We start from the raw sequence: 21,865 nt of genomic DNA on the forward strand, positions 1-21,865 counted from the left end.
GCCGACGGGAATCACAACCCGACGCCTGTCGCCAATCGCGGGCATGTCGAGGACGATTTGATCCCTCTCGAGGCCATGGTCCATGCCAGAACAAAAACGACCGCGCCAGTCGAATCCCGCTCCCGATCTCAGTCCCGGCGAGGCGGCCCACACCGGCGGTCAGTCCCTCAAGTCCTTCCGGCTCGGCGCCCTTCCCATCCTCGATCGGATCATCCGCCGACTTCGACTGGATGACTTCCTCCGCCAATACCTTCCCCCCGAGGATGCCCGCCAAAAGATCGCCACCTCCACCGGCCTCCTTCTCTTGCTCAAGAACCTTCTCGTCTCCCGTGAACCCATGTATGGCGTCGGCCAATGGGCGAGTCGCCACCCCGCCGAGTGGTTCGCTCTGACCCCGGCCCAACTGCCCCACTGGAACGACGACCGCGTCGGACGTTGTCTCGACCGACTCTTCGACGCCAATGTCCCCTCGTTCACCCTGGCCGTCGCCACCCATGCCGTGGCGGAGTTCAACGTCGCATTGGACGAACTCCATAACGACTCGACCACAATCACCTTCCACGGCGACTATCGCGAGGCGGCCCAAGAGGACCTGATGCGGGGCCAGAAGACCCAGGCCATTACCTGGGGGCACAACAAGGATCATCGCCCTGACCTCAAACAACTGCTCTACGTCCTGACCGTCACTCGCGATGGCGGCGTACCGGTTCACTTCCGCGTCGAAAGCGGGAATACCACCGACGACCGCACTCATCGTGCCACCTGGGACCTGCTGTGCCAGTTGACCGGGCGACGGGACTTTCTCTATGTGGCCGACTGCAAGCTCGCCACCGCCGAGAACATGGCTTACCTGCACCAGCACGGCGGCCGATTCCTGAGCATCCTGCCTCGTACCCGCTCCGAAGATGGCGAATTCCGCGCGTTGTTGTACCAGGACCAGGTGACCTGGAAGCCGATCCATGAGAAGCGGGATGAGAAGGGAGTTCTCCTGGAACGCTACAGCGTGGCCGACCAGGCGACCCTCAGTGCCGAGGGCTACCGTCTGATCTGGTGTCACAGCACACGGAAAGCGGAAGTCGACGCATCATCACGTCATCAGCAAGTGGAGCGTGCGTTGCTGGCGTTGTCGGAACTGCGGTTAAAACTCAGCTCGCCGCGTAGCCGCTATCGCCAACTCGGAAAGGTCAAGGAGGCGGTCGCGGCCATCCTGGAGCCGCGGGACTTGGCCCGGTGGATCACAGTCGAAGTCGTGGAAAAACGGGAGGAAACTTACCGTCAGGAGGGGCGTGGCCGTCCCAACGACAAGACGCGCTACGTGAAAGAGGAGACCGTTCGCATCGCATTGACTTACCGCATCGACCATGTTGCTCTCGCGGCGGAAATGTGCGTCGACGGTGTCTTTCCCCTAATCACCAACGAGTTATTGCTTACTGAGGAAGAATTGCTATTAGCATACAAGCGTCAGCCGGTAATCGAGAAGCGGTTTTCGCAACTCAAGACAGACTTCGAAGTGGCTCCCGTGTACCTGCAGAACGTGGGGCGGATCCAGTCGCTGCTTTGCGTCTATTTCTTGGCCCTGTTGACCGAGGCGCTGCTGGAGCGGGAACTGCGTGCGGCGATGAAACGCGATGGTGTGAAGAGTGTGCCTCTGTACCCGGAAGGTCGAGCGTGCCATCGCCCGACGGCACGTCGGGTGATTGATTTGTTCGAGGAGGTGCAGCGTCATCAGCTGATCGTGGAGGGGCAAGCGCCAGTGGAATTCACGACCGAGCTCTCCAAGTTGCAACGCCAGATTCTGAACCTGCTTGGCATGGCGACGGCCTACGATCGCTGAAATTGCAGGCCGCCGGAAATTCGGAGATAATGAACCAGAGATGTGCGGAACGTAGGGTAATGCCTCTGCTGATTGATGAATAACACCAGGTGGTCAGGCACTTAAAATTGGCAATGCCGAGAATCTGGATAAGAGAGTTCGGATGCTTGGGCGATCGCCATGAGCAGGTCGGCCCCTGACGAGGCGGGTTCAGAGGGTGATGATTGGTGCCGAACACCACCGGTGAGTGGGGCGGTGGTTGTCAGTGAGGGGCGATACGGCGTCGCGCGGAGCGATCGAGCGGGTGGGGCGTTGCCGGGAGCTCAGCGGGGAGAGGAAAGGATCGCCGGACGGTGCGGGGACGCTGGCGAGGGGAATCGACGCGTCGGCCCAGGCGGGGAACGCGTCGTGGGTGGTGAAGCGCGTCGAAGGTCTTGCGCCCGCGTGAACTGTCCAGGCCCAAGCGGGCGAAGATCACAGTCGGATTCACAATTGTCATGCCGACGCCAGCTTCTCCATCGTCCGCCGCACGCCTTTGAGCCTGCTCAGGAACGAGAAGAGCAAGAAGTTGGGGGTGAAGTCGAAACGACTCGCCGCCGACTGGAATGGCGACTATCTCGAACAAGTGCTGCTTGGAACAGGACTTATGGTGCAATCGCCCTGCGAGCCAAGCGGGCAGGATTCACAAGATTGCGGACGTGGCAGGGGTGATGGCGGTTATGCGGTGGTCTGTTGGCGCGAGAAAGCGCTACCGAGATTCATTGCGGTCAGGCAGGCGCGGAAATCCTTGAGAGGATTTCCAAGGCGCTGCGGACATTTCTGGGTTGCCCGCCTCTCGAAAGCTCAGGCGGGATTTTTGGTTGAAGGCGCAATGGGCTGAGTGGTCGTGTGCCGTTTCGTCATTGAGACAACCTCGACCACGACGAGCACGCCAAAGAGAATCGCGACGATCATCGTAAGCATAATCAATCGACTCCATCGGTACGTTTGCCTGGGGAACGAGGCACGACGAACTTCGAGTCAGCAGGAGAGGGACGATCATTGCGGCGAAAGAAAAAAAACGGTGAGTTTCTCCTGCCCCCGAGGAATCGCCAGACTGTCATCGTGCAGCGATACACTCAGAAATGCGGCGGGGGGATTGGGGCTTTTCGTGATTGGGCGTTGTAAATCTTGGCTTGGCCATGGTTTCAGGCAAGCAATGAAAAAGCCCGGCCCCCCACGAGGGGGCCGGGCACAGCCAGGGAGAACGACGCTTGCTCGTGATTTGAACTCATGATTTCGGTAGGCCACTCTTTGAGCGATCAACCGGCCGGACGCTTTTGGGTCGTCGCGTCACTTGAGTGAGAGGTAATAAGGCATCTGGCGTGCCATTCCGCCTGGGCCTGGTCGCTCCCGTCGCTGAGGTGGCTTAAAACCCATTCTGGTAATGGGTTGCGTTTGCTGTTTTTTTTGAAGATCCGATGAGGATGGTGCGCGGGATCGATGAAACGTGCCTCATAATCTAGCGGTCGTGGTCTGAAATGAGGCATAAGCGGTGGTCGAGAAACCCGAGTCGCTTTTCCCGTCATGACTTCGGTAAGATTCTTGGGTCGAAGTGGAGGAGATTCGAGGACTTTGGTTGACGGCGTTGTGGGAAGGGATTGGGCGTCTATGAAGGTCTTTGTGCTGGGGTTGGACGGGGCGACGTGGGATATCCTCGAACCCTTGGTGAAACGGGGGGAACTGCCCAACCTTCAGCGACTCATGGAGAAGGGGGCGTCGGGGACGCTCGGCTCCGTGTTTCCGCCGCTCAGTCCGGTGGCCTGGACCACGGTGATGACCGGGAAGAACTCGGGGAAGCACGGGGTCTTCGAGTTTTTGGAGTACGCGCACAACCCGCTCAAGGGGCGGGTGAACTCGTCGAGGGCGATCAAGACCGACCTGGTCTGGGAGATCGCCGGGCGGCACGGCAAGAAGTCGGTGGCGGGCGGGGTGCCGATGAGCTATCCCCACCGGCAGGCCCCGGGGTTCTACTTGGGGGACTTCCTCAGCCCGGCCGATGCGCCTGACTTTGCCAGCGACCCCGCGATCTTCGCGGAGTTGGAGAAGGAGGTTGGGACCTATCGCCCCTGGGCGTCGACGGTGCATGACGGTGGGAATGAAGCGCAAGTCCTCAAGGAGCTGACCGACTTTCTCGATCAACACTTGAAGGCGGTTCAGTTCCTGATGGGTCGCTGCGAGTGGGACCTGTTCATGTTCGACCTGATGGCGACCGACCGCATCCAACATGAGCTCTGGCACGTCTGGGACCAGGCGCATCGGCTCGCCAAGGGGCGGGACTTCTCGGCCTTGCAGGCGGGGTGTGACGCGTTCTGGAAGAAGCTCGACCAGGGGATCGGCGCGATCGAGCAGAAGCTCCCCGCCGACTCGGCGCTCATCTTGATGAGCGACCATGGGTTTGGCGGGATCGAGTGGTACGTCAACTTCAATGTCTGGCTCCTGGAACGCGGGGATCTCGCGCTTCAGGATTCGCTCTATGTGAAGCAGAAGCACTGGTTTTACAAGCGCGGGGCGACCCCCGAGTGGTTCTACGGCCTGATGGCGAAGTTCGGCCTGGCCGGGCAGCGGGTCAGCCGGTTCCGGGGGAAGCAGACGGGCCTCCTGGATCGGCTGGCGGAGTCGGCCTTCCTGTCGCGAAGGCATATCGACTGGTCGAAGACCCGCGCCTACTCTCAGGGGAACTTCGGGCAGATCTTCCTCAACCTCAAGGGGAGGCAGCCGCAAGGGTGCGTCGAGCCCGAGGACGCGCGGGGCCTGCTGGACGAGATCAAGGCGGGCCTGTTGGCGATCCCCCACCCTGAGACGGGGGAGCCGCTGGTCGACCGGGTCTGCGAGCGTGACGACCTCTACGCCGGGCCGCACGCGCATCTGGCGCCCGACTTGACGGTGGTCCTCCGCGACTGGCGCTATCGGACGATCGGCTTGCACGACTTCACGACCAACAAGCTGATCGCGCCGGCGTTCGGACCGACCGGGGACCATCGGATGGAAGGAATGATCGTCGCGTCCGGCCCGGCCTTTCGCGCGGGGGCGACGCCCCAAGGGGCGGCCCTGCTCGACATCGCTCCCACGGTCTTGCACCTGCTCGGCGTTCCGGTCCCCGATGACATGGATGGCCGCGTCTTGACCGAGATCCTCGACTCCGCATTCGCCCCGACCGACGGAGCGGCGTCCGGGGCGGCCGGGGCACCCAGCGTGACTCCGGCGGCGGTGGCGTATACCGAGGAAGAGGACGCCGAGATCCAGCAACGGCTGGCCGACCTCGGCTACCTTTGATCGATCGAAGGCCGGTTCCGCCCTGAAATGGGGCGCCGCTTGAAAAAAAAAGGAGTCGCTCCGATCGGATTTCCTCTGACAGAGGAGCGACGCCGTTGAACTGCATGTAGTGAATGTTTGTTCGTGGTTCGCCAGGTTCCAGCCTGGGGCCGCGATCAGATCACTCGCCCAAGGGCTCCAGAATCTCACGTGCCTATGAACGGTTGTTCGTGAACGGCGTAACACCGATGACTGAGGAGTTACGCGGTTGGAGTGAGCAGAGTGGAACTTTGTCGGTCGAACAGGCGAGTTCAGGCTGCTGGTACGAGGTCACAGGACTCGCGGTTCGCTCAGTCACCCATGTGCCTCAATGCTTTTGTCTGTAAACTGCGTGACTCTTGACACTGGAACAAGGGCATTGGGGTGATGGGGCCGGCCACCCAGGGGCGGGCGGAAAAGCCGGTAACGTGGCGACAGTCTCTCGCCTGATTGAATGAGGAAACCGTCGCAGTGCGCGTTTTCGGAATCATGGGCCGTGACTGATAACTCGATGTGCCGAACACCGTTGTCAAGGCCTGCTGCTTTGTAGCACTGTGGGTTGATTAGGTTTGTTAGTATCACACTTGTCCGCTCGTTCGATTTTTTTGTGGTCTCACCCGTCACGTTCGGCTTGTCGCTGATTCTGTCAATGATCTCCGAGACTTGACCGATCACCTCCTCCCTCCTCTCATCTCCTCCCTCTTCCTCGAGGATTGGCGCATCGGCTAGGGAGGCCAGGAGTTGAGCAATCCGCCAGGAGACGACTTTGGAGACCTTGTGGAACGTCACAAGGACTCACTTGCCGTCGGCGAGTTGGTCAGGAGGCAGCTCGAGCGAACAGTTGGGGGGAACCTCTGCGAAGCGGAACCGTCGAACATTGTCAATCGTATCACAGCTTATGGTTTCCAAAAGGCGGTTCATCGATATTCGATGCGATGATTTAATTAATGCATGAGATCGTTCTTGCTCTTGCCATGTTGGGCAGTGCCGTATATCCTTAAGACGCGATGGTCGTGCAAATTTAAGGTATGGGAGATATTCATCCCATCACTTGGCCGTTCGCTTGCGAAACCAAAACGATACTCCTCGCCTGTCGACGCGTGGGTCATGTAATTGTCGTGACTCACGATGGTAGTCCATGGACGTCGATCGTTTTCTGGTCCGGCACGAGCGGTCCTTCTTCCCCCTCCCCCCCCCCCTGTGAGTGCGGTTGGCCAAGCGATAGTCCCGTAGGCTCGCTGGCCTACTCATTCTTTGTTTCCAGCGGCGGGTGCGCGGGCTAGAAGTTTGGTTAAGTGGCTTTGTAAACAAGATTTTTTTATTAAGAGGATTTGCACATGAATATCCAGAGAGCAGGTCGTGGCGCAGGCCAACGCCAAGGTTTCACGTTGATTGAGTTGTTGGTCGTCATCGCCATCATCGCCGTGTTGATCGCCCTCCTGCTGCCCGCCGTACAGGCTGCGCGGGAGGCGGCAAGGCGCAGTCAGTGCACCAATAACATGAAGCAGCTCGGCCTGGCGATTCACAACTATCACGACACAGTAGGCGCGTTCCCCCACGGGGTCAGATCCTGGAACGATTGGGGCGCGATCATCATGCTGTTGCCCAACCTGGAACAGCAGAATGTGTTCAATAATTTCAATTTCAACTCGGCGCTCGGTGGCTCGACGAGCGGCAGTGTTCGCTCTGCCGGCGGTGCGAACACGACGTCATCGACCGTGCAGCTCAACGTCATTCTTTGCCCGTCTGATCGAGACCGCCTGACCAGCTATACGGCCCACTTGAACTACTGTTTCAACGTGGGCTCGGACCTCGCCTCTGAGCAAGGCTACTCGCAGTTCCAAGGCCCGTTCGTCAGTGGCGCCGGTTCACAAAAAAACGGGAACATGGCGGCCATCACCGACGGCACGAGCAACACGGCTGCGGCTTCCGAGAAGGTCAAGGGACTCGGCACGAACTCCGTGTGGGATCCGACTGTCCCCGGTTCGAACAATGTGACCGGCCTCGCCACCTCGTTCTACAGCGCGGGCACGGCTCCCTTTGCTGTCTACACGGCGTGTCTGGCGCTGGCACCGAAGGGGACCTCGCCATCGCTCGCCACTGGTGACGGGATTGGGGGGTGGTGGTGTGATTCCAAGATGTCGGTGGGATCGTATACTCACGTCATGCCGCCCAATACGTTTGGCTGTTCCACCGACGGGTCCAACTGGAACTACAACAACACCTCCGATGCGTCAAGCCGCCACTCCGGCGGCGTCAACGTGTTGATGATGGACGGTTCGGTGCGGTTCATTAAGAGCACGATCAACATCTCGACCTGGCACGCCGTCGGGACCATGGGAGGTAGTGAGGTGATCGACGCCAGCTCGTTGTGACCCGAGCGGTGTCATTCCTCCGGCACCGGGTTGGCTTGGTGCAGATGATTGATATGTGGTTGTGTCATTGATGCAGAAGACGTCCGGGCGGGGCGTGCTCAGGCCCTCCCGGACTTGTGAGACTCAAGCCGGATTGCTTGATGGCAACGGTTGGTCAAGGATGGTGCGGATCAGAACCGCCCTCGGGTGGGGATCGCTCATCATCCGTACCTCCTTTTCATCGATCCAGCACCCCGCGAGGCGTGAGGTCACGCCTGGCCAGGAGAACCAAGGTGATGCGTCAACGATATCGATGGTGTGCGGCCCCTCTGGTGGCTGCGGTCTTACTCGCCCTCGGAGGGTGCGGCGCAGAAACGAGCAGTTCGGTCGGTGCCCCCCCTACTGATAACACGGTCGAACTGGATAGTTCGAAAGACAAGGTTTCGATTAGCGGGACGGTCAATGTCGGAGGCAAGGCGGCGACGGGCGGTGAGGTGACCCTCGACCCGAAAACCTCGTCGCGGTCGGCCGTCGAAACGGTGAAGTCCCCGATTGGCAAGGATGGTTCGTATTCCGCCAAGACCTATGTGGGCACCAACCACATCAGCGTCACCGTGCCCGGCATGACCGCCGAGCAGAAGGCCCACTTCATCGCGAAGATCCTTCAGCCGACCGACAGTAAGGTCGACATTGAGATCCCCTGATTTCCAATGTTCTCGGCGCGCTTGGATCGCACTCAGACCGGTTGACTCAAACCGAGCCCACTTCTAGGATAGATTGTCCAAGAGTCGAGCTGAAACGGCGGCTTGACTCCGTCCCCCCCCCGTTCCGAGAGGAGGCCGACGATGCGACGCCCAGCACGCCTGATTGTCTCGTCGAGCCTGCGCTCCGCGGTCGGGTAACCCTCTCTCGCGGCCTGTCTCGGGCCAGGCTCTCCCACGCATGAACGTCCCATTCGTTCGATCCTCGGCGCTGAGGGTGCGCCGATTTTGCGCGTGAGAGATCCGGATGACACTCAGGAAGCCTTCTCAGAAGCAGTTGCGATCGCTGTGCGCCCAGCCTCACCCTGACGACGGCGTGGAGCCGCGTGAGTGGCTCAAGGAGGGGCGAACCGGTCGGAAGACGTCGCGGAAGGCCTGGCAGCTCTGCGGCCAGGTGGCCGAGGCGCTCGGCCAGGTCTTGGCGGGTGATTGCGGCGACGACGTCTTGCGGAACTTGCAGGTGGTGGCGGTCGAGCCGGCGCCCGACGCGTCTCGGCTGCTGGTCACCGTCTGCGTTCAACCCCCCTCGGAGCAGATTGCGCCCGCCTTGGTCCTGGAACGCCTGGCGCGTGCCTCGGGGCGATTGCGGTGCGCGGTGGCGGCGGCGATCACGCGAAAGCGGACGCCGACGCTCGGATTCCGCCTTGCCCTCCCGATGGGAGGAGACAAGGCAGACTAGTCGTCGCTCTTTGATGGGATCGATGTGACCGAGAGCACGAAGTTCCGGCCGTGGTCAGGCGATGATGACCCGGCCGGGACCGTCTCCGTCGGACTCTTCGACCTCGATCTCGCGGTCGAGGAAGGCGCGGATGGTCGCGACGTTGGTGAGCAAGTGCTCGGTGACGGCCGAGACGGAGTACTCGCTCCGGCTTGCCGCGAGGGCCAACGGGACGAGGATCTGGTCGGCCGAGTGGGGATCGACGGCTCCTCCCTCGGCGTCGTGGAACGCGAGCCATTCGTCGACCGCCTCGTCGGCGACGACTTCGGCGGGCTTTCCACGCTCGCCCAGGCCGACGAACGTGGCTGGAATGCCGTCTTGGCCGTAGGTGGCCGACAGGCTGATGGCAGCCCCCTGCCCCAGGCTCGGCCACTCGATCAGTTCGATCTCGGCCGACAGCCCGCGCTCGGCGAGTCGGGCTTGGGCCCGGTCGCGCATCCGCTGGGCGATCTCGGGGCGAAGATTCGCCACGCCGGCGATGCCGACGAGCCGGGTCAACGGGCCGCGCTCGGTCATGGTCAGTGACTTGAGGGTTGCGGGCTCGATCCAGGCGTCGAGCCGGCCGCCACCACGGGGATAGAAGCCGCCCGCGGGCATGGCCAGGGCCATTGGGGAGCCGAGGCGTGCCAGGTGCGCCCGCCAGGTCGTTTCGAGGAACGGAAACGAGGGGGCGGCCGTGTTGAACGTCCCGCCGGTGAGCGTCACCCGGATCGGCTGCTCGGCGCGGAGGGCCAAGGGCAGGTGCAGGGTCTGGAGCACCAAGGCGGTCGACCCCGCCGTGCCGATGTCGATTTGGAGGTCGCGCGGGGTGTACGCGGCGGGGCGGAAGGTCAGATCACGCGAGCCGATCGAGGCGCCGACGACTTCGGCCCCCGCCAGGCTCGCGGCGGCCTCGACCGCTTTCAGGTGCTGGGGGCGGAGCCCGGGCTTGTCGCGGTTGGCGCGGATCTTGACGATCCGGAACGAGCGGCCGGTCAGGAGCGAGAGTGTGAGGGCGGTCCGGAGAATCTGCCCTCCCCCTTCTCCACGCGATCCATCCAGGGTGATCAGACGCGACGACACCACCCGAGGCTCCTCGGTTCGAGACTCAAGTTCGTCCGACAGACGGTGGGGAGTCGCCACACGATCGTGCCCGCCATGCATCACCCAGCGCTTGCGCGACGGAATCGGTTCCTTCTTACCCCACCCCGTCTTCAACGCTTGCCAATCCATGGCGGAGACTCCTTCCCGAAATCCCGTGGCGGTCGGGATCCGGCAGACAGACAAACAGAGAGACAAACAAGATGAGGAGGCGGTTCACCGGCTTCGGCAACCCATTTGATCGATCGAGCGAACGGCAAACCGACCTGGCTTCACCGGGCTTTGCGTTACGGCTTGGGCGGATCCACCGGCAAAAGGCTGGGGAGACTGGCCGGCGCGGACGGGTTCGTCCCCTCCCGAGACGCCCAGACCAGGAGCACGCGCTGGAGCAGGCGGTCGCTGTTCGCCTCGGCATGGGTAAACATGAATGAGCCGAGGCTCTGGCTCGCTTCGGGAAGACAGCCGACCACGGCGACCTGGCCCGGCTGGAGAGTCAGCGTGGTCGACAACTCGCGGAGGCTTTCCTCCTGCTGACCGTCTTTCTGCATGAATTGCTGCGGCGCGTAACTGCCGGCGTTGGGCAAGGCGGTGAACGCACGCTGAATCGGGCCGTGATGGATCTCAGGGACGAATCGGAGGGCAACCCCGCTGGTCCCGTCATGGTTGGCCGTGACCCGGAACCAACCGCTGGCGTCCTTGTACGGTTTGCCGAACGCACGCCCCTCCCGGTTCAGCAGCAGGCTGACCTCGGGGGTGGTGTCCACCATGTCGATCATCGCGTGGTCCCCGTCCGGGAACTCAAACTGCGACGGCTCGACCTTGTGCGGCGCTTTGGCGTTGAGAATCGAGTCGACCTCGTGGGGCAGCTCCCCGGTGATCAAACCCATCCGAAGCCCATTGACCTCGAGTGCGCGACGGAGCTCGGGCGCAATCGACTGCTCGTCGACCACGCTCCAGAGAGCGCCATTGATCGCCTCGTCACGGAGTGGCCGCGAGAGGATCGCCACGCGCAGATTACAGCGCTTGGGTTCGATGATCTGGCCGCCACCGCCGATCCTGGCCAGAAACGTGTCGCGACCGAAGTCCGAGCGATTCAACGAGCAGCCCGCGGCGGCCATCATGGCCATCCCAAGGGCCAGGGCTTTCCAAGTCATGGAGCGGAATCCTTTCCGCGTCACCGAGATAGAGTGAAGAGGCAACCACGCTGGGGAAGGAGCTGGGCCGGAAGTCTATGGCGGGAAGCTTTCTCCGTCAATGCCAACCAGAGCGCTTGGGGGAACCTGCGCCCTGCGCTGGGGACGACGGCCGGATTCGGGGGGCCTGGACTGGCGAACCGATCGCTCAGCCGTCGCCGGGCGGCGAGTTCAGCTCGCGCTCGATGCGGAGCTGGATCTGGGAGAGTTGATCGCCCGAGTACTGGCTGTGCGGCCAGGGCCAATGAACTGAATCATTGGAGAAACGGGGAATGATATGCCAATGGCTGTGATCGACGGTCTGGCCGGCGGCGCGGCCGTTATTGACGATCAGATGAAATCCATCCGCCTGGGTGGCTGCCTGCACCGCGCGACAGAGTCGGGGGACGAGCGAGCCGAGTTGAGCGGCCGTCGCATCGGGCAGTTCGGTCAGGTTGAGGTGATGGGATTTGGGGACGAGCAAGACGTGCCCGGGGTTGACCGGGTTGATGTCGAGAAAGGCCAGCGCATCGTCGGTCTCGAGGACCTTCGACGAAGGGATCTCCCCGCGCACGATCCGGCAGAACGGACAATGAGAATCGTAAGCGTGACCAGCCATGAGAGCGAGACTTCTTCATTCCCAAGGGTCAAGCGACCCCGCGCGGACGGATAGGACCACGCGGGGCCGCCTTGTTTCTGGATTGGAATCAGGACCCGGCGGAGGTCGCGACAACGGTCGGCTTGGTGGCCGCCTTGATCTGCTCGTTCTCGCCCAGCAACGAGATCACGGCCATCGGCGCGGCGTCTCCTTGGCGGACCTTGGCGAGCTTGAAGATCCGGGTGTATCCACCCGTCCGATCCTTGAACCGGGGGCCGATCTCTTTGAAGAGCGAGAAGGCCACGTCCTTCTTGGTCACGACGGCCAAGACGCGACGGAAGTCATTCAGATTCCAGCCGTCTTTGGCCAGGGTGATCAACTTCTCGGCGAACGGCTGGACTTCCTTGGCCTTGGCCAGGGTGGTCTCGATCCGACCGTGCTCGAGCAGAGCGGTGGCCAGGTTCCGTAGGAGCATTCGCCGGTGCGACGGCGACCGCTTGAATTTCCGACCGGCTTTACGGTGTCGCATGGTCTCTCAGGCTCGCAGCTAAGTTTGGTTCGTTGTAGGGGGTGGGCGTGACCCACCCATCTCGGCCTCCGATGGTGGGCATTGCCCACCCGGCTCGAAGACCTTCGCCACGCCAGCGAAAAAGGGCTCTACAGGATTGGCAGGAGTCTCAGACCCCTTGTCGCATGGGGATATCCATGCCCAGGTCGAGGCCGATCTCGTGAAGCTTGGCGCGGACTTCCTTGAGGGTGGTCTCGCCGAAGTTGCGGACCGTCAGGAGCTGGTCTTCCGAGCGGCTGACCAGGTGGCGGACGGTCGTGATCCCTTCGCTTTCCAGGCAGTTGGTCGCCCGGACCGAGAGTTCCAGCTCGGCCAAGCTCATATCGAGCTTGCGCTCGAGTTCGGCGTCGACCGGTTCGGACCGAGAACCATCCTGGCCGCTGGCATCGGACGGCAGGCCGGGGCCCGGCTCGTAGTACTGGACGAACGGATTCAGGTGCTTACGGAGAATCTTGGCGGCCTCGACCAGCGACATCTCGGGGCCGAGCGTGCCGGTGGTCCAGATCCGCAGGACGAGCTTGTCGTAGTTGGTCCGCTGGCCGACGCGGGTGTTCTCCACGCGATATTCCACCCGAATGACCGGGCTGTAGATCGCGTCGATCGGGATCGCGCCGACTTCGAGGTCGTCGGTGTGTCCTTCCGCGGCGGGCCGGTATCCCCGGCCATTCTCGACGGTCATCTCCAAGGCAAACGGAACGTCGTCGGTGAGCGTGCAGAGAATGTGATCAGGGTTGATGATCTCGATCGATTCGTCGTGGAGAATGTCGGCTGCCGTGACGACACCGCGACGGTCGCGTTCGATCCGGATCGTCCGGTTCTGCTCCGAGTGGTTCTTGACGACCAGGCCCTTGATATTCAAGACCAGGTCGGTGATATCCTCGACCATGCCCGGGATCGAGGAGAACTCGTGCTGAACCCCTTGAATTTTGATCTTGGTGACAGCGCTCCCCTCCAGGCTGGAAAGGAGGATGCGGCGCAGGCTGTTGCCAACCGTGTGACCGAATCCGCGTTCGAACGGCTCGACATGGAATTCGCCGTACGTATCGGTCAGTTTTTCACGGTTGCAGACGACCCGGCTGGGAAGTTCGAGGCCACGCCAACGGATGCGCATCGCTCTCTCCAAAAACGCGACCAGCCTTCAGCGATCGATCCAAGGCCGAGAGGCCTCGCGACCAACTTCATCCCTGGCGGATGCCTGAAAGTAGACTGCTGATCGCGACAAATTGCTTGGCTCAGCGGCTCAACAACTCGACGATCAACTGCGGGGTGACCGGCAGCGAGATATCCTGGGTCCCAGGCAAGCGGGAGACCCGCCCCTCGGGCGGTTCGGTGCTGGAGCGGTCGAGCCACTCGGGCACGGGGGGCATCCCTTCGGCGGACAGGTTCGCGGCGGCCAGCTTGCGGGAGTGCTCGCGATCCTTGACCTGAATCTGGTCACCGGGGCGGACCAAGTAGCTGGGGATGTCGAGCTTGCGGCCGTTGATCGTGATGTGGCCGTGCGTGATCATCTGACGCGCCTGCGGGCGGCTGGTCGCAAACCCGAGACGGGTGACGACGTTGTCCAGCCGTCGCTCCAGCAAGGCCATCAAGGCATCGCCCGTGTTGCCGGGGCGGCGACCGGCCAGGTCGAAGTACTTGCGGAACTGACGCTCGAAAACGCCGTAATAGCGCTTGACCTTCTGCTTCTCACGGAGCCGGATGGAGTATTCGCTCGCTTTTCCGCGGCGGAACTGGTGCATACCCGGCACGCCTTCACGGCGTTCGACGGCGCACTTCGGGGTATCGCAGCGCGTCCCCTTCAAGAACAACTTCAGTCCTTCGCGGCGGCAGAGCCGGCAGACCGGCCCGATATGGCGTCCCATGGTGGTTCGGCATTCCTCAACGTCGGGTTGCATTCGGCCGAGTTTTCCAAGGCCCTCGTTGAGCCTTCGGGTTCCTCGGTAATTCAGACTGGCGAGCGATCCGCCCGGGGCTGACCGCGGGTTTCGGCAACCCGGATCACGACAGACCCGCGGGTCCGGTCGGATCGAAACGAAACATTCTCAACGAAGCGATGCGATCATCGGGGCGTGAACGGGAAGGCAGCAAGGCCTGGTCCAAACCGCGTTGAGCCTTAGACCCGCCGCTTCTTCGGGGGACGGCAACCGTTGTGCGGCAGCGGGGTGACGTCTTCGATCGCCTTGATCGAGAGGCCGGACGCTTGCAGCGCGGTGATCGCGCTCTCACGGCCGGAGCCGGGCCCCTTGACCTTGACCTCGACCTCTTTGACCCCGTACTTGGTCGCGGTGGCTGCCGCGGTCTCGGCGGCACGCTGGGCGGCGAAGGGAGTGCTCTTGCGGCTCCCTTTGAAGCCCACGGTCCCGGACGAGGCCCAGCACAACGCGTCGCCGTTGGGGTCGGTGATCGTGACCGTCGTATTGTTGAACGTTGCCTTGATATGCACGACAGCCCGGCTGACGTTGCGTCGTGTTTTCCGCTTCTTGGCCTTGGCCACGGGTCCGTTGCTCCCTGGTCGAATCTCGAAATGGAAACGAGAAGACGATACCGAACTCTCGACTCCCGGATGACCTGGGGGCTTGCAGAGACGTAAGTCCCTAGCGTGGTCCCCTCGGCCCCGGCCAACCGATCCACGGTGAGCCAGTCAGAACCGGGCGAGCTCTGGTCGTTGCGGCGCTGGCGGTTCGCGAACCTTGCAAATCTGGGCCATGCCGTTGAAAGCCTGAACCCAAGGTCGCAAGACTTCGCGACGCCCTTAGCGCATTTCCTTGACGCCCTTCTTGCCGGCGACCGTCTTCCGCGGTCCCTTACGGGTCCGGGCGTTGGTTCGGGTCCGCTGGCCATGGACCGGCAACCCTTTACGGTGCCGCAGGCCACGATAGCAGCCGATGTCGCGCAGTCGAGAAATGGCTTGCTGGACCTGACGACGCAACTGGCCTTCGACCACGTACTCGCTATCGAGCAACGAGGCGAGTTTGGCCAGATCGTCTTCGGTCAAATCTTTCGAACGCTTGTCAGGGTCAATTCCTGTCCGTTCGCAGAGTTGCTCGGCGAGGAACGGCCCGATCCCGTAAATGTAGCGCAACGCGATCACGGTGCGCTTGTCATTCGGGATATCGACACCGAGGATACGAGGCATCCGTCCTATCTCCGTGAAGCAAGAACGTGGAGTGGCGTGGGCATAGCTCCGGGCCGAGGTCGGCGCGTCCTCAGCCTTGCCGCTGCTTGTGGCGGGGGTTTTCGCAGATCACGTACACTTTACCCCGGCGGCGAACGATCTTGCAGTGTTCGCAAATCCGCTTGACGCTGGATCGGATCTTCATCGGACTCCCAACTCTCTTTCCTAACATCGCGAGGCCGAACCACGAGGCAGCCCTCGCTTTGAGGTCGCCTCGTTGAGAATCCCAATCCAGTCCTGAGGCCGAATTGGGCCAATATACAGACCACCCCGACATTCCGCAAGACCGGAATCATCTGGGTGAAGGAGGATTGCCGACAAGGCCGACGAAGGTTCACCCCGAAGGTGGCCGTCCGCCCGTTGGGCGTTTGAGTTCAGTTAGTCATTGAGGTAGGTCAGGACGCGCGGGCCCTCCGTGGTCATGGCAACGGTATGTTCAAAGTGGGCGCTGGCGCGTCGGTCCTTGGTTTCCACAGTCCAACCGTCGTCGAGGGTTCGCACGTCCTTGGTCCCGATCGCCACCATCGGTTCGATCGCCAGCACCAAGCCGGGCTCAAGCCGGATATCGTGCTTGCGGAGCGATTTGCTGACGAAGTTCGGGACCTGCGGCTCTTCGTGCATATCCTGACCGATGCCATGGCCGACGAACTTCTCGACCACGTACATCCCCTGGCTCTTGACGTATTGCTCCATCAGGCCGGCCACTTCCGACCAGGTCCGGCACCGGGTCATCGCCCGGATCGCCAGGTCGAGAGTCTCGGACGTGACGTCCAGGAGCTTCTGGATCTCCGGTGCGATTGGGCCGATCGGGAGCGTGACGGCGGAGTCGCCACACCAACCGTTCAGCTTGCAGCCGGTGTCGATCGAAACGACGTCCCCTTCACGAAGGGGACGGCGGTTGGGGATTCCGTGGACGACCTGTTCGTTGACACTGGCGCAGATCACGGCCGGGAACGGTGGCTTTCCCTTGATCGAACTGGGATAGCCTCGGAACAACGGGATCGCCTTGTGCTCGCGAAAGATTGCGGAGACCGCATCGTCGAGCTCGGCGGTGGTCACGCCAGGCACGGCGAGTTGGCGGACCCGGTCGAGGGCCTGGGCAACCACTCGCCCCGCCTCGCGCATCAGAGCAATCTCACGGGGGCTTTTCAGCTTGAGCACGGTTCGTTTCGTTTCGATCCGTTCCGCGGCGTGGCGGAGGACAGTGTCGCTTCAATCCCTGACGCGTCTCGGCTCTTGGCGGTCGCCCGAGTCGATATCGTCCCAATCAACGTTTGCTCACCAGACCACTGTAATTCCTCATGATCAGGTGGCTGTCGACCTTCTGCACCAGGTCCAGGCAGACGCTGATGACGATCAAGAGCCCCGTACCACCGAGGAAGGACGCGATGGTGAAGTCGACGTTCAAGGCGTTCTGGACCAGGGACGGAATGACCGCAACCAGGCTCAAGAAGGCCGCACCGACGTAGGTGATCCGGAGCATAACCTTCTCAAGATAGTCGGCGGTTCGCCGCCCCGGACGGTAGCCCGGGATGAAGCTGCCGTAATCCTTGAGGTTCTCCGACATATCCTTGGGGTTGAACGTGATCGCCGTCCAGAAGTAGCAGAAGAAGTAGATCAGCACGATGTAGAAGAGCGTGTAGACGTAACCCTGCTTCTGGAAGGCGTCGGACATTTCTTGGGCGAGGGTGGCGATGCTCGACCAGACGGTCCAGGTGTCGGTCCGCCAGCTCTGCGTCGCACGCGCCATCCCGTTGAGGATGAACGAGGGGAAGATGAGCAGGCTGGAGGCGAAGATGATCGGCATCACACCCGCTTGGTTGACCTTGAGCGGGAGGTATTGCCGGGTCCCGCCGAAGACTCGCCGTCCTCGCACGTGCTTGGCCGACTGGGTCGGGATCCGTCGCTGGCTTTCGGTGATCGCGATCACACCGACCACGACGGCGACGAAGAGGCCGATCAGCAAGACGATGGTGGTGATCGGGTACTTGCCGGCGTCGGCCGTGAGCCGAGGGGTGGCATTTTCCCACAGTTGTTTCATCGCCAGCGGCATCCGCGCCAGGATGCCCGCCATAATCAGGAGGCTGATCCCGTTGCCGATTCCGTATTCGTCAATCTGTTCGCCGATCCACATCAGGAAGATCGTGCCGGCGGTCATGATTGAGACACAGACGAGGCCGTCCCAGAAGTTTTGATGTTGTGGTAACACGACACCCATCTGGGGACTCATCATGTACTGGACCCAGAATGCGCTCTGGATCGCGCAGAGGATCACCGTGGCGTACCGGGTGTACTCGTTGATCTTCTTCCGCCCGCTCTCGCCCTCCTTCATCATCGCCTCAAGCGATGGGACGACGCTCCCGAGGAGTTGGAAGATGATCGACGCAGAGATGTACGGCATGATCCCGAGGCCGAAGATGGTGCTCATCCCGATCGAGGTGCCACCGAACATGGCAACTGTGCCGAAGAGCTTACCCGCGGCGTTCTGGCTCTGCTGTTCTTGCCAGTTTTTGAGCTGATCCTGGTTGACAATCGGCAGCGGCACATAGAAGCCGAGCCGATAGACCGCCAGGAACATGAGCGTCATCAGGACCTTGCGCTGAAGCTCAGGCACCTTGAATAGGATCGTGTAGAGCTTGCCCACGGCGGGACGCCTCCTTAAGGCTGCAGGCAGTCAAAATGCGGACCAGACGGTAGTCGGCAACGAAAGAGACGGCGGATACGACAGACGGACAAGGGCCACGCGTGGGAACGGCGGCCCTGATGCCAGCGGACGGATCCGCCTTCGGGAGCTCTTATTGGACAACGACCGCGGTGCCGCCCGCCGCGACAATCTTGGCGACGGCCGATTCGCTGAACTTGTTGGCATGAACGGTGAAGGCTTTGGTCAGTTCGCCTTCACCGAGGATTTTCACCCCGTCGTCATGCCGACCTTTGACCAGGCCGCGGGTCCGCAGGATCTCTTCGTTGATCACGGCCCCGGTTTCGTAGCAGGCCTCGAGCGCGGACAGGTTGAGGATGGCGTAATCCTTGCGGAACGCGCCATTGACGAACCCGCGTTTCGGGACGCGGCGGGCCAGAGGCATCTGACCGCCTTCGAACAGGGCGTTGTACTTGAACCCTTGGCGGGAGGAGTGACCCTTGTGTCCCTTGCCCGAGGTCTTGCCGTGCCCTGAGCCGATACCGCGGCCGATCCGCTTCCGCTTCTTATGCTTGTGAATGCCTTGATCGACGTCGTGAAGTTGCATTACAGAGCCACTCCCCGCAGACGTGCGACTTCGTCTTTGGTCCGCAGTTGCGTCAGGGCGTTGATTGCCGCCTTGACCAGGTTGAGCTTGTTGGTGGAGCCGTAGCTCTTGGTCAGGATATCCGTGATGCCGGCTGCCTGCACCACGGCGCGGACGGCGCCACCGGCGATCACGCCGGTACCCGGGCTGGCCGGGAGCATAACGACGCGTGCCGCGCCAAATTTACCGATCACGCGGTGGGGAATCGTTCCGCCGCGGAGGTTGACCCGATTCATCTGCTTGTGAGCGTCTTTGACGCCCTTCTCGACCGCAGGGGGGACTTCGTTGGCCTTGCCGTAACCCCAGGCCACCTGTCCTCGGCTGTTGCCGACGACGACCAGGGCGTTGAAGCTGAACCGACGGCCACCCTTGACGACCGCGGCGCAGCGGCGGATGGCCACGACGCTTTCCGACCACTCCCCTCGTTCACGACTGTCGCTCGACACGGCGGGCTCCTATTAGAATTGCAGTCCCGCCTCACGGGCGGCGTCGGCGAGGGCTTGAACCCTGCCATGGTATTTGTAGCTTCGACGGTCGAAACAAATCTTGTCAATACCGGCCTGCTTGGCGCGCTCGGCAACCTTGCGGCCCACGGCCGTGGCGGCGGCCTTGTTGCCCCCGTAAGTCAGCTCGCCGCGAACCTCGGAGTCGAGCGTGCTGGCCGAGGCCAGAGTCGTCCCGTCCTGGTCGTTGATGACTTGGGCGTAGATATGCTTGGAACTGCGGAAGATGGCCAGGCGAGGCCGTTCGGGGGTGCCGAAGATCCGCTTGCGGACGTGCCGTTGCCGCCGCAGCCTCCTCACTTGCACCTGTTTGCGCTCGTTCACCGGATGATCCTTTGCAATACTCGGGGTTGAGGGACGGCCGGATCAGCCGGACGTCCAGCCCATGAGTTCTTGGATTCAGAAGTATGCGAGAGATTACTTCGAGCCGAACGCCTTGCCAGCCTTACGGCGGACAACTTCGCCCTCATAACGGATTCCCTTGCCCTTGTAGGGCTCGGGGGGGCGAACCTTGCGAACCACGGCGGCAAACTGGCCGACCGCCTGCTTGTCGGATCCGGTGATCACGATGTGGGTGGGGTCGGGGAGCGTGACCGTGACTCCCGCGGGAGCCTCGAGCACGATCTGATTGGCGAACCCGACCTGAAGCGCCACGGTGTTCGCTTTTTTCAGTTGGGCCTGATAGCCGACTCCGACAATTTCCAGCTTCCGGGTGTAGCCATCGGTGACCCCCTGGACCATGTTGGCGACCAGGCTGCGGGTCAAACCGTGGAGTGAGCGACTCTCGCGCTCGTCGTCCGATCGGGTGACGAGAATCTGGTTGCCAGACTCATCGTACTTGACCTCGATTTCGGACCGGTAGGTAAACGTCAGCTTTCCCTTGGGACCTTCGACATTGACCGTCGAGTCGGCCACGGACACTTTCACATTGGCCGGCACGGGCACCGGCTTGCGACCGATACGGGACATGGGACCGTCATCCTCTCGCTCTTGAGCACCATCTGGGAGACCGACCGCCCTCGCCGCCGCGATGCGATTCGGTGATATCCGTAAGAGACCCGAACTCCATGGGACCGCGACTGAGCGCTGATCCCATCATCTGACCCACGCCAACCGGCGAAGGGGTTCTGGGGTCGACATCAATGGATCAGGGCGAGGACCTCGCCGCCGACCTTATCGGTCCGAGCGCGGCGGTCGCTGACAACCCCGTTCGGGGTGCTGAGGATCTGAATGCCCATGCCCCCGAGGACCGGTCGCAGATCCTTGTAGCCGCGATAGACCCGGCAGCCGGGCTTACTGACCCGGTCGATTCGGGTGATCAGGCGTTCGCCGTTGGGCCCGTACTTCATGTGCAGGCGAAGGGTCTTGGCGGGGAGAGTGTCGAGTTCCTCGAACTCCCAAATGTAACCTTCGTCCTTGAGCACCTGGGCGATCCCGCGGCGGATCTTGGAGGTGGGCATCTCCACCAGGGGGCGCTCAATCCGGGTCGCGTTGCGGATCCGGGTGAGCATATCGGCGATCGGGTCGGTCATCATGGCAGGGGCAAGTCCCATCAACCACCACGGGTAACGCGCCTTGGGCCGGCGAGACAGTCGCCGGGAAGGCCGCGTCGGCGCGGCAGGTTCGTACAGAGCGGCGCGTCGGTTGTTTCCCGACGGCCCGATCGGCTGGTTACCAGCTAGCTTTCTTAACACCCGGAATCAGGCCGCGGGCGGCCAGGTTACGGAAGCAGATTCGGCAGATTCCGAATTTGCGATAGACGGCACGGGGGCGGCCGCAGAGCTTGCACCGGTTGCGGTGTCGAACCGCGAACTTGGGAGTGCTCAGCGACTTGATCATCTGGGCTTTGGTCGACATCGCTGTCTCACCGTCACCTGGGATAGAGGGTCATATTCCTGGGAATCCGATCCGGACGACGGTGCCCGTCGCTCGGCTCAACGGGACTTCTGCTGGGGTTGACGGAACGGCATGCCGATGGCACGCAGGAGTTCCCGGGACTGGTCATCATTGTCGGCGGTGGTGACAATCGTGATGTCCATGCCCTGGGTATGCTGAAGCCGGTCGGCGTCGATCTCGGGAAAGACAACCTGCTCGGCGAGTCCGAGAGTGTAGTTGCCGTGCCCGTCGAAGCTATTGAGGTTCACGCCGCGAAAGTCACGAATACGAGGCAGGGCGATCGAGATCAGGCGATCGAGGAACTCGTACATCCGTTTGCCGCGCAGGGTGACCTTGCAGCCGATTTCGTTGCCTTCGCGGAGCCGGAAGCCCGAGACCGAGACCTTGGCCTTGGTGATCACGGGCTTCTGCCCGCTGATTCGGGTCAGGCTATCGACGGCCACCTCGAGCAAGGCTTTGTCTTGGGTGGCGCGTCCGACCCCCATGTTGATGACGACCTTCTCCAGCTTCGGGATCGCCATCTTATTGGTCAGGTTGAACTTCTCGGCAATCGCCGGAGCGATCGTCGTATTGTACTGTTCGAGCAAGCGAGCCATTCCGGTCGTCC

General features: G+C 62.0%; 23 protein-coding genes. 5 read left to right on the forward strand and 18 right to left on the reverse strand.

Going from position 1 to position 21,865, the window contains the following annotated elements; genetic code table 11:
* Positions 1-82 precede the first annotated feature (82 nt).
* From BUS42_RS22155 to BUS42_RS22180, 5 genes are all read left to right on the forward strand, one after another.
* Entirely contained in the window at positions 83-1,834 is a 1,752-nt protein-coding gene (locus BUS42_RS22155) for an IS1634 family transposase (RefSeq protein ID WP_083670021.1), read from the forward strand.
* Between the two features lie 1,629 nt (positions 1,835-3,463).
* Entirely contained in the window at positions 3,464-5,128 is a 1,665-nt protein-coding gene (locus BUS42_RS22160) for an alkaline phosphatase family protein (protein WP_074309767.1), read from the forward strand.
* Between the two features lie 1,355 nt (positions 5,129-6,483).
* Positions 6,484-7,521 carry a DUF1559 domain-containing protein gene (locus BUS42_RS22170; RefSeq protein WP_074309771.1) on the forward strand — a complete coding sequence of 346 codons (1,038 nt, stop codon included), beginning with the start codon at positions 6,484-6,486 and terminating at the stop codon, positions 7,519-7,521.
* A 275-nt stretch (positions 7,522-7,796) separates the two neighbouring features.
* A complete protein-coding gene (locus BUS42_RS22175; protein WP_074309773.1) occupies positions 7,797-8,204 on the forward strand; it encodes a hypothetical protein in 408 nt (135 codons plus the stop codon).
* Between the two features lie 304 nt (positions 8,205-8,508).
* Positions 8,509-8,940: a ribosome-binding factor A gene (locus BUS42_RS22180; protein WP_074309776.1), complete on the forward strand. Its 432-nt coding sequence runs from the start codon at positions 8,509-8,511 to the stop codon at positions 8,938-8,940.
* 54 nt (positions 8,941-8,994) lie between these two features.
* Here the strand turns inward: BUS42_RS22180 and rtcA are convergent, their stop codons facing one another.
* The 18 genes from rtcA to rplE all read right to left on the reverse strand — a co-directional run bounded on the left by rtcA (position 8,995) and on the right by rplE (position 21,854).
* Positions 8,995-10,191, reverse strand: coding sequence for an RNA 3'-terminal phosphate cyclase (gene rtcA / locus BUS42_RS22185; protein WP_143206430.1), 1,197 nt, complete (start codon positions 10,189-10,191; stop codon positions 8,995-8,997).
* 155 nt (positions 10,192-10,346) lie between these two features.
* Positions 10,347-11,213, reverse strand: a complete 867-nt coding sequence (locus BUS42_RS22190) for a hypothetical protein (protein WP_074309778.1) — start codon at positions 11,211-11,213, stop codon at positions 10,347-10,349.
* A 187-nt stretch (positions 11,214-11,400) separates the two neighbouring features.
* Complete coding sequence (locus tag BUS42_RS22195) at positions 11,401-11,850, reverse strand: HIT family protein (RefSeq protein ID WP_074309780.1); 450 nt, start codon at positions 11,848-11,850, stop codon at positions 11,401-11,403.
* 88 nt (positions 11,851-11,938) lie between these two features.
* The gene (gene rplQ / locus BUS42_RS22200) at positions 11,939-12,358 is read right to left on the reverse strand and encodes a 50S ribosomal protein L17 (RefSeq protein ID WP_074309782.1); all 420 of its coding nucleotides are present in this window, start codon (positions 12,356-12,358) and stop codon (positions 11,939-11,941) included.
* A 148-nt stretch (positions 12,359-12,506) separates the two neighbouring features.
* Positions 12,507-13,508 (reverse strand): DNA-directed RNA polymerase subunit alpha, encoded by a 1,002-nt coding sequence (locus tag BUS42_RS22205; protein ID WP_074309784.1) that lies wholly within the window; start codon positions 13,506-13,508, stop codon positions 12,507-12,509.
* Positions 13,509-13,629: 121 nt separating this feature from the next.
* The gene (gene rpsD / locus BUS42_RS22210; RefSeq protein ID WP_074311353.1) at positions 13,630-14,259 is read right to left on the reverse strand and encodes a 30S ribosomal protein S4; all 630 of its coding nucleotides are present in this window, start codon (positions 14,257-14,259) and stop codon (positions 13,630-13,632) included.
* A gap of 251 nt (positions 14,260-14,510) precedes the next feature.
* Entirely contained in the window at positions 14,511-14,891 is a 381-nt protein-coding gene (gene rpsK, locus BUS42_RS22215; protein WP_015244082.1) for a 30S ribosomal protein S11, read from the reverse strand.
* 258 nt (positions 14,892-15,149) lie between these two features.
* A complete protein-coding gene (gene rpsM, locus BUS42_RS22220; protein ID WP_074309786.1) occupies positions 15,150-15,533 on the reverse strand; it encodes a 30S ribosomal protein S13 in 384 nt (127 codons plus the stop codon).
* Positions 15,534-15,603: 70 nt separating this feature from the next.
* Positions 15,604-15,717: a 50S ribosomal protein L36 gene (gene rpmJ / locus BUS42_RS22225; RefSeq protein WP_015244084.1), complete on the reverse strand. Its 114-nt coding sequence runs from the start codon at positions 15,715-15,717 to the stop codon at positions 15,604-15,606.
* A 233-nt stretch (positions 15,718-15,950) separates the two neighbouring features.
* Positions 15,951-16,733: a type I methionyl aminopeptidase gene (gene map, locus BUS42_RS22230; RefSeq protein ID WP_074309788.1), complete on the reverse strand. Its 783-nt coding sequence runs from the start codon at positions 16,731-16,733 to the stop codon at positions 15,951-15,953.
* 106 nt (positions 16,734-16,839) lie between these two features.
* Positions 16,840-18,216, reverse strand: coding sequence for a preprotein translocase subunit SecY (secY, locus tag BUS42_RS22235; protein WP_074309790.1), 1,377 nt, complete (start codon positions 18,214-18,216; stop codon positions 16,840-16,842).
* Between the two features lie 151 nt (positions 18,217-18,367).
* The gene (gene rplO / locus BUS42_RS22240) at positions 18,368-18,820 is read right to left on the reverse strand and encodes a 50S ribosomal protein L15 (protein WP_074309792.1); all 453 of its coding nucleotides are present in this window, start codon (positions 18,818-18,820) and stop codon (positions 18,368-18,370) included.
* Complete coding sequence (rpsE, locus tag BUS42_RS22245; protein WP_074309794.1) at positions 18,820-19,305, reverse strand: 30S ribosomal protein S5; 486 nt, start codon at positions 19,303-19,305, stop codon at positions 18,820-18,822. The genes rplO and rpsE overlap by 1 nt, the downstream gene beginning before the upstream one ends.
* Positions 19,306-19,317: 12 nt before the next feature.
* On the reverse strand, positions 19,318-19,686 hold the full coding sequence (rplR, locus tag BUS42_RS22250; protein WP_074309795.1) for a 50S ribosomal protein L18: 369 nt from the start codon (positions 19,684-19,686) through the stop codon (positions 19,318-19,320).
* A 93-nt stretch (positions 19,687-19,779) separates the two neighbouring features.
* A complete protein-coding gene (rplF, locus tag BUS42_RS22255) occupies positions 19,780-20,331 on the reverse strand; it encodes a 50S ribosomal protein L6 (RefSeq protein WP_074309797.1) in 552 nt (183 codons plus the stop codon).
* A gap of 170 nt (positions 20,332-20,501) precedes the next feature.
* Complete coding sequence (gene rpsH, locus BUS42_RS22260; protein ID WP_074309799.1) at positions 20,502-20,897, reverse strand: 30S ribosomal protein S8; 396 nt, start codon at positions 20,895-20,897, stop codon at positions 20,502-20,504.
* Positions 20,898-21,033: 136 nt separating this feature from the next.
* A complete protein-coding gene (locus BUS42_RS22265; RefSeq protein WP_074309801.1) occupies positions 21,034-21,219 on the reverse strand; it encodes a type Z 30S ribosomal protein S14 in 186 nt (61 codons plus the stop codon).
* Positions 21,220-21,296: 77 nt separating this feature from the next.
* Positions 21,297-21,854: a 50S ribosomal protein L5 gene (gene rplE, locus BUS42_RS22270; RefSeq protein ID WP_074309803.1), complete on the reverse strand. Its 558-nt coding sequence runs from the start codon at positions 21,852-21,854 to the stop codon at positions 21,297-21,299.
* Positions 21,855-21,865 lie beyond the last annotated feature (11 nt).

Origin of the sequence: Singulisphaera sp. GP187, from assembly GCF_900129635.1 — a bacterium.
In the GTDB taxonomy this organism is placed as follows: domain Bacteria; phylum Planctomycetota; class Planctomycetia; order Isosphaerales; family Isosphaeraceae; genus Singulisphaera.

Bases quoted from the DNA above. Each gene is read 5' to 3' on its own strand.
- rpsM (WP_074309786.1), bottom strand. From the start codon at position 15,533: ATGCCTCGTATCCTCGGTGTCGATATCCCGAATGACAAGCGCACCGTG.
- rplQ (WP_074309782.1), bottom strand. From the start codon at position 12,358: ATGCGACACCGTAAAGCCGGTCGGAAATTCAAGCGGTCGCCGTCGCAC.
- BUS42_RS22170 (WP_074309771.1), top strand. From the start codon at position 6,484: ATGAATATCCAGAGAGCAGGTCGTGGCGCAGGCCAACGCCAAGGTTTC.
- BUS42_RS22160 (WP_074309767.1), top strand. From the start codon at position 3,464: ATGAAGGTCTTTGTGCTGGGGTTGGACGGGGCGACGTGGGATATCCTC.
- rpsH (WP_074309799.1), bottom strand. From the start codon at position 20,897: ATGATGACCGACCCGATCGCCGATATGCTCACCCGGATCCGCAACGCG.
- rplO (WP_074309792.1), bottom strand. From the start codon at position 18,820: ATGCAACTTCACGACGTCGATCAAGGCATTCACAAGCATAAGAAGCGG.
- rpsD (WP_074311353.1), bottom strand. From the start codon at position 14,259: ATGGGACGCCATATCGGGCCGGTCTGCCGGCTCTGCCGCCGCGAAGGA.
- rplE (WP_074309803.1), bottom strand. From the start codon at position 21,854: ATGGCTCGCTTGCTCGAACAGTACAATACGACGATCGCTCCGGCGATT.
- rplF (WP_074309797.1), bottom strand. From the start codon at position 20,331: ATGTCCCGTATCGGTCGCAAGCCGGTGCCCGTGCCGGCCAATGTGAAA.
- rtcA (WP_143206430.1), bottom strand. From the start codon at position 10,191: ATGGATTGGCAAGCGTTGAAGACGGGGTGGGGTAAGAAGGAACCGATT.
- BUS42_RS22155 (WP_083670021.1), top strand. From the start codon at position 83: ATGCCAGAACAAAAACGACCGCGCCAGTCGAATCCCGCTCCCGATCTC.
- BUS42_RS22265 (WP_074309801.1), bottom strand. From the start codon at position 21,219: ATGTCGACCAAAGCCCAGATGATCAAGTCGCTGAGCACTCCCAAGTTC.
- BUS42_RS22175 (WP_074309773.1), top strand. From the start codon at position 7,797: ATGCGTCAACGATATCGATGGTGTGCGGCCCCTCTGGTGGCTGCGGTC.
- rpmJ (WP_015244084.1), bottom strand. From the start codon at position 15,717: ATGAAGATCCGATCCAGCGTCAAGCGGATTTGCGAACACTGCAAGATC.
- BUS42_RS22180 (WP_074309776.1), top strand. From the start codon at position 8,509: ATGACACTCAGGAAGCCTTCTCAGAAGCAGTTGCGATCGCTGTGCGCC.
- BUS42_RS22205 (WP_074309784.1), bottom strand. From the start codon at position 13,508: ATGCGCATCCGTTGGCGTGGCCTCGAACTTCCCAGCCGGGTCGTCTGC.
- BUS42_RS22195 (WP_074309780.1), bottom strand. From the start codon at position 11,850: ATGGCTGGTCACGCTTACGATTCTCATTGTCCGTTCTGCCGGATCGTG.
- BUS42_RS22190 (WP_074309778.1), bottom strand. From the start codon at position 11,213: ATGACTTGGAAAGCCCTGGCCCTTGGGATGGCCATGATGGCCGCCGCG.